3 protein-coding genes and 1 pseudogene are annotated in these 7740 nt (G+C 31.9%); all 4 read left to right on the top strand.

Translation table 11 applies throughout. The features are described from left to right. The coding region (locus F7018_RS11640; RefSeq protein WP_150900245.1) for an MBG domain-containing protein at positions 1-3435 on the top strand (3435 nt) is incomplete at its 5' end. After that, positions 3435-3611 (top strand): hypothetical protein, encoded by a 177-nt coding sequence (locus tag F7018_RS18490; RefSeq protein WP_175578720.1) that lies wholly within the window; start codon positions 3435-3437, stop codon positions 3609-3611. The genes F7018_RS11640 and F7018_RS18490, both read left to right, overlap by 1 nt. Before the next feature lie 129 nt (positions 3612-3740). Continuing rightward, on the top strand, positions 3741-5858 hold the full coding sequence (locus F7018_RS11635) for a hypothetical protein (RefSeq protein WP_150900244.1): 2118 nt from the start codon (positions 3741-3743) through the stop codon (positions 5856-5858). Between the two features lie 62 nt (positions 5859-5920). Then, positions 5921-7740, top strand: a pseudogene (locus F7018_RS11630) (hypothetical protein); the annotation flags it as partial.

The following is a 7740-nucleotide window of genomic DNA, read 5'->3' as shown; positions in this document are numbered from 1 at the left end:
ATAACTAATGGAAGTTTAGTAGGAAGTGATGCTTTTACAGGAGCATTAAGTAGAAATACAGGAGAAAATGTTGGTAATTATTCTGTAAATCAAGGAAGTTTAATGTTAGGTAATAATTATACACTTTCATTCGTTTCTAATGATTTAACAATTACTAAAAAAGCAATAGAAGTAACGGTAAATGCTAATCAATCAAAAGTATTTGGAACAGCTAATCCTACATATACTTATTCAATAACTAATGGAAATTTAGTTGGAAGCGATGTCTTTACAGGAGCATTAACTAGAAATACAGGAGAAAATGTTGGTGTATATCCAATTGCTCAAGGAAGTTTAGCCTTAGGAGGCAATTATGATTTATCTTTTGTGGCAGATAATTTTACAATAACAAAAGCAACAGCTTCAATTGTAATTAATAATCTTACACAAACTTATGATGGAACAGCTAAGCCTGTATCTTCTACAACAACTCCAAATGGTTTATCAGTAAGCTATACTTATAATGGTGGAACAACAGCACCAATCAATGCTGGTTCATATACAGTAGTAGGAACAATTAATGAAGTTAATTACCAAGGAACAGCTACTGAAACATTAACAATAAACAAAGTAAATCAAACGATTACATTTGGAAGTTTAGCAAATGTAACTTATGGAGATGCAGATTTTAATTTAACTGCAAGTTCAAATGCTGCTTTAAACGTTAGTTATACAAGTTCTAATACATCTGTAGCAACAATATCAGGAAGTACAGTTACTATTGTTGGAGCCGGTACAACGACAATTACAGCAGTTCAAGGAGGTAATACAAATTATAATGCAGCTGCTAATGTGACACAAACATTAACAGTAGGAAAGAAAGTAATTGAAATTACTGCAGATGCTAAAACAAAAGTTTATGGGGATTCAGACCCAACATTGACTTATCAAATTACCAATGGAAGTTTGGTAGGAAGTGATGCGTTTACAGGAGGTTTAGCAAGGGCTACTGGAGAAGCTCAAGGTAACTATGGAATTAACCAAGGAACTTTAGTTTTAAATAATAATTATGATGTTACGTTTGTTGGAGCTAATTTTTATATAGACTTTCGATTTATACGTGTTGTACCAACTGCAGCAATACAAAAAGTTTATGGAGATTCAGATCCATCTAAGTTAAGTTTTCCTTTTGCAATTACACAAGGTTCATTAGCGTTTGATGATGCTATTGAAGTGTTTGGAAGGTTTAGAGATGGAGGAGAGAATGTTGGAAACTATCAAATAAGAAGTTTAACTTCATTAATAACATCAACAAATGGAGGTCAATCTTCGTATTCAATTACTTATACGAATGCAGGATCTGCACGTCTTCTTATTAATCCACGAGCAATAGAAGTAACTGCAGATGCCAAATCAAAAGAATATGGAAGTTCAGATCCATCTTTAACTTATCAAATTACGAATGGAGCATTACAATTTAGTGACGCCTTTACAGGAACATTAGAAAGAGTTTCAGGAGAAGCTTTAGGTAGTTATGCTATTAACCAAGGTACATTAGTATTAAATAATAATTATACCTTAAGTTTTGTAGGAAATAATTTAACTATTGGTAAAAGGTTAATAGAAGTAACTGCTGATGCAAAGTCAAAGGTTTATGGAGATTCAGATCCAGCATTGACTTACCAAATAACCAATGGAAGTGTAGTAGGAAGTGATGCTTTTACAGGGACATTAACAAGAGTTTCAGGAGAAACAGTAGGAACTTATGTTATTAACCAAGGTACATTAGCATTAAATAATAATTATACCTTAAGTTTTGTAAATAATACTTTAAGTATTACACCAGCTTTAAATCAGGTTATTTGGGACGGAAGTACCAATACAACATGGATAGAAGGAACAAACTGGAGTGGGAATACTGCACCAACAAGTACTCAAAATGCATTAATACCTAATGTAGTAAATACTCCAATGGTAGGTATTGCGGTACAGGTTAATGATTTAACAGTTGAATCACTTTCTTCATTTGATATTAATGAAAATGGAAGTATAAGAATCGAAGGTAATTTAGAAAATAGTGGGAACTTTACAATGACATCTACAACAGCAAAAAGTAGTACGTTAATAGTAAAAGGAACTTCTAATGGACAAGTTACTTACGAAAGGGGAGGATTAAAAGCTAATGTTTGGAGTATAGTTTCTGCACCAGTATCAGGACAGAGCGTTAAAGAGTTTGTTGAAAATGGAGCAAATGATATTAGAATTAATACTAGTGTAACACCTAATAGATATGCTGTTGGATACTATGATGATAATAGACCAGCTGGAAATAAATGGGTGTATTATACTGCAGATGATTTAGCTTCAAATAGTATTGTTTTTGAAAAAGGAAAGAGTTATGCTATTTCTAGGGGAACTAATGGTTCTGTAAGATTTACAGGAACTATAGAAACAGGAGATGTAAACAAACCTGTGGCGGTGTCTGAGTGGAATGCTGTAGGAAACCCATATACAGCGTTTTTACCAATCAATGAAAACTCAGGAGTTAATTTAATCAATGAAAACTCGGCTAGTTTTGATCCATCTTATGTTGGAGTATATGTATGGGATAATGCACAAAGCAAGTACATTGCTAAAACTTTAGTAAGTGGAGAGAGTTCATTGGCACCAGGACAAGGTTTCTTTGTAAAAACAACTAATAGTGGAAATAACATAGTTTTCAAACAAGCACAAAGAATGTTACAGCCAGTTACAGGAGGAACCTTTAATAAAGGAGCAGTTGTTCCAACTATAGAATTATCTATAGTTTCAAAAGGAGTCAAAGTAAATACAAATATCAGTTATAGAGAAAATGCAACTGAAGGATTAGATGTAGGATATGATGTAGGAAATTTTGATGGTTCAAAATTAGATATTTATACAAGACTAATAGATAACTCATCAGAGAAGAACTTTACTTACCAATCATTACCAAGCGATTCAAAAGAAACTTCTATTGTTCCAGTAGGAATTAAAGCAAAAGAAGGAACTTTAATAACAATTTCAGGAAAAGGTATTTCATTGCCAATAGGTGTAGAAATGTACCTTGAAGATAGAGCGTTAGGAAAGTTTGTTAATTTAAATATAGAAGACTATACATTAACAATAACAGGGACAAATGATATTGGAAGATTTTACTTACATACCAAAGCACAAGTGGAAATTCCAGAAGTAACATTAGTAGATATCAAGTTGTACAATGTAAATAATAAATTATTTGTAGAGGGGGTACAAGGAGATTCTTTTGAAGTTGTCATGTATAATACAGCTGGGATGTTAGTTTATAAAAATAGTTTTGAAGGAATTGGTAAAAACAGCATTGATTTACCGTCCGTTGAGGCAGGAGTATATATAGTAAGAATTAATACGAATGTTGGAATAAAGAGTAAAAAAATCATTCTTAAAAAAATAAAATAATGAACAATCAAAATATAGAAAACAATAAAAATAAAATCACAAGAAAAGAGGCATTACAAAAGCTTGGAAAATACGGTAAGTATACAGCTTTAACAGCCTTGGGAACTTATATGATTTTAAATCCACAAAAAGCACAAGCTCAAAGTCCTGAAGATCCAGGGAGTAATTTTGATTAACAAATGGAGGTTTTAGCGCAAGTCATATGGCTTGCGCTTTTTCAAATAGGGTTATCTTATTTTAGAATGTATCATTATACATACATACCAAAGAATCTAAAATCCGCTTCATAAAAAACTACACTAATAATGAAACAAATCTATAGTCTTTTTATATTTATTTTTATAACTACAGTCATTTATGGACAATCATCTAATACTTTTAATTATCAAGCAGTAATTAGAAATAACTTAGGTATTGAAATAAAAAATAAAACCATTGGAGTAAAAATTAGCTTACTACAAGGAAGTGTGTCAGGAACAAACGTATATGAAGAAATACATAGTGTTACTTCTAATGAGCAAGGAGTAATATCATTTTCGATAGGAACTGGAACAACTACAGATAATTTTTCAACAATTAATTGGGCCAATAAATATTGGCTTCAAGTAGCTGTTGACATAGCGGGAGGAACTAACTATGCAGTAATTGGAAGTTCAGAATTACAGAGTGTTCCCTATTCAAATTATGCAACAAAGAGTGGAGATAAAGTATTTTCAACAACAGCTAATGTTACTAGCAATGCATCTGGAAGAATTAATGCTGATGATTTTGTTTTTGGAGGCATCCAATTAGCAAATAATAGTACTATAAATGATGATGATAGCCGTTTCTTTTTTGATAAGAGTAAAGCAGCGTTTAGAGCAGGTATAACAGTTGATGATATTGGAGAAGGAAATGTTGGAAACCAATGGGATGATGCAAATGTAGGATATGGTTCTGTAGCTATGGGAGTTTCTACAAAAGCAACAACAGAAGGATCGGTTTCTATAGGTAGATATAGTGAAGTAACTGGTGAGACAGGTTATGCTATTGGAAATAGAAATATTGTTACAGGTAATTATGCAGGTGCTTTTGGAGCTGAAAATAAATCAAAAGCAGAGTTTTCTTTAGTTTTTGGATTAAATAATGAGTCTAACAGTTATGGACAAACTACTATTGGATATAATAATGCTACAGTAAACGGAAATCTTATATCTGCAATTAATACTGATAGACTTTTTGTAATTGGAAATGGAACATTTTTAACTAAAAGTAATGCACTAGTAATGTTAAAAAATGGAAACACTACTTTAAATGGGCAATTAACTTTAGATGCTGATAATTCAGGCACAGGTAGAGGGTACACGTTACCTGCACAAGATGGAAATATAAATCAAGTAATGATTACGGATGGCGCAGGAAATCTTTCATGGTCAAATATTGGAGGGGCTTTTTCAACAGCAGGAAATGTAACAAGTAATGCTTTAGGTATGCTAGCTACTGATGATTTTGTATTTGGTAGTACACAATTGGATGATGACATCAATAATGGCAATGATAATAGGCGAATGTTTTTTGATAAAAGTAAAGGAGCTTTTCGAGCAGGAGCAACGAATGATTCATCAAGTTGGAGTGATGAAAATGTAGGTTTTTATTCTGCAGCTTTTGGGTTTGAAAATAAAGCTATTGGACCACAAACATTTATATCAGGAGGTTTCAATACAGTAAATAAATTTTATGGAATAGCAATGGGGTATAATAATGTTGTGGAAGGGCAAAATGCTTCAGCAATTGGAAGATCACTTTTAGCAGAAAGTCATGCACAGATTTCAATCGGAATTTACAATACACCAAAGGCAGGTAATGCCATTAGTCATATTGCAAATGATAGATTATTTGTAATAGGGAATGGTACTTCTACCGGGGTAAGAAGTGATGCTTTAGTAATGTTAAAAAACGGAAATACTACTTTAAATGGGCAACTAACTTTAGATGGAGATAATGGAGGGAATGGGAAACCTTATACATTACCAGCTCAAGATGGTAGTGCAAATCAAGTGATGATAACAGATGGCTTAGGAAATATGACTTGGAAAGATTATGGATTAGAAACAGTTTCTACTCTTGCTTTTAATTCGGGATGGGAAAATTATAGTATAAATAATGGAAGTGCTTTTGAAGATGGAAGATTTTATATTGATAACAATAGAGTGTATTTAGGCGGTTTAGTTCGTAAAACTTCAGAAATAACTCAAGGAGAAGTAATTTTTACATTACCAATAGGATATAGGCCTAAAAAGCAAAGAATATTTTCAGTGGTTACAGAGGCTGGAATTGTCAGAGTTGATATAGCTGCCAATGGAAATGTAATTTTTAATGGGCTTAATTTTAATGGAGGACAAAATTGGGTTTCTTTAGATGGAATTTCGTTTAGAGTAGATTAAAAAAATAGAAGAGCAATAAATTTTATTAAAGAAACTTATTAAGTTAGTCCAAAATAAAAAAAATGAAAAGTTTATACTCATTTATAGTACTTTTTTTAGGAAGTAGTTTATTGTTAATAGGACAATCAATTACAAGTAATGTTATAGGGAATGGAGGAGGAACTCTAGACAATGGAACTACAATTTTAGATTTTACAATAGGAGAGTTGATGATAAATACATTAACTAACAATTCGGTTAATTTAGCACAAGGTTTTCAACAAGGAAAATCTAGTAGTCCAACAATTGAATTAAAAATAAGTTCAGAAGGAGTAACTGTAATTACTACAATTATTTACAGAAATACAGCTACTTTAGGGTTAGATCCTGGGTATGATGTAGGAAATTTTAATGGAGCAAGTTTTGACATATATACTCATTTAGTTGATGGATCTTCTACAAGTAACTTTACATATCAAGCATTACCAAATTCAAATTATGATGCTATGGTAATTCCTATCGGATTAAAAGCAAATGCAGGAAAAGAAGTTGTTTTTAGTATAAAAAAGACAAATTTACCAGCAAATCTTGAAATTTTTATTGAAGATAAAGAATTGAAAAATTATGTGTTGTTAGATGAAACTACAAACTATACTGTTTCTTTAGATAATGCTCAAGATGGCATAGGTAGATTTTATCTACATACGAGACAAAATCAATTGATATGGAATGGAAATACTAACTCTAATTGGTTAGAAACAACTAATTGGAAAAATAATAGTGTTCCAATAAATACGAGTGATGTGTTAATTGAAAATACGATAAACAATCCTAAAATTGAAGCAAATACTAATGTAAGTATAAATAATTTAAGGATAAATAATTCGTCAATATTAGATGTTCAATCTGGAGGCTCTATAACAATAACATCTGATTTAGAGAATAACGGAAACTTTACAATGACTTCTACAAGTACAAATAGTAGCACATTAATAGTAAAAGGAACTTCTAATGGACAAGTTACCTACGAAAGAGGAGGATTAAAAGCTAATGTTTGGAGTATCGTTTCTGCACCAGTAGCAGGACAAAGTATTAAAGAGTTTGCAGAGAATGCAGCAAATGATATTAGAATTAATACAAGTGTAACACCAAATAGATATGCTATTGCATATTATGATGATAGCAAACCAGCTGGTTCTAAATGGGTATATTATACAACTGATGATTTAGCTACAAATACTTTAACCTTTGAAAAAGGTAGAAGCTATGCAGTATCTAGATTAACAAATGGAAGTGTAACCTTTACAGGAACTATAGAAACTACAGATGTAGCAAAATCAATTGTAGCTTCAGAATGGAATGCTATAGGAAATCCTTACACAGCGTTTTTACCAATCAATGAAAATGCAGGAACTAACTTTATCAATAGTAACGTAAGTAAATTCAATCTTGTAAATGTTGGTGTATACGTTTGGGATAACGCGCAAGCTAAGTATGTAGGAAAATCATTAATAACAGGAGAAAGTTCATTAGCACCTGGACAAGGATTCTTTGTAAAAGCAGCAGCAGGCGTATCAAATGTTACTTTTAATCAATCACAAAGAAAAGTACAACCATTAACAGGAGGAAACTTTAGTAAAGGGGGAGTGGTAGTTCCAAGTATTCAATTATTAGCAACATCAAAAGGTGTAACAATTGATACGAACATCAAATACTTCGAAAATGCAACTGAAGGTTTAGATCCAGGTTATGATTTAGGAAACTATGCAAGAGCTTCATTTGATGTATTTACAAGATTTGTTGGAAATGATAAAGGAGAAGACTTTACAATTCAATCTTTACCAGTAGAGAGTATTGACAGTACAGTTCTTCCAATAGGTTTAAGTGCTACAGCTGGAGCTGA

Origin of the sequence: Tenacibaculum aiptasiae, from assembly GCF_008806755.1 — a bacterium.
In the GTDB taxonomy this organism is placed as follows: Bacteria; Bacteroidota; Bacteroidia; order Flavobacteriales; family Flavobacteriaceae; genus Polaribacter; species Polaribacter aiptasiae.
The sequence above is the reverse complement of the archived record's forward strand: the minus strand, read 5'-3'. Positions and strand labels throughout refer to the sequence as shown.

What these genes read in the sequence shown, in the direction of transcription:
- F7018_RS18490 (WP_175578720.1), top strand. Translation starts at nt 3,435, where the DNA reads ATGAACAATCAAAATATAGAAAACAATAAAAATAAAATCACAAGAAAA.
- F7018_RS11635 (WP_150900244.1), top strand. Translation starts at nt 3,741, where the DNA reads ATGAAACAAATCTATAGTCTTTTTATATTTATTTTTATAACTACAGTC.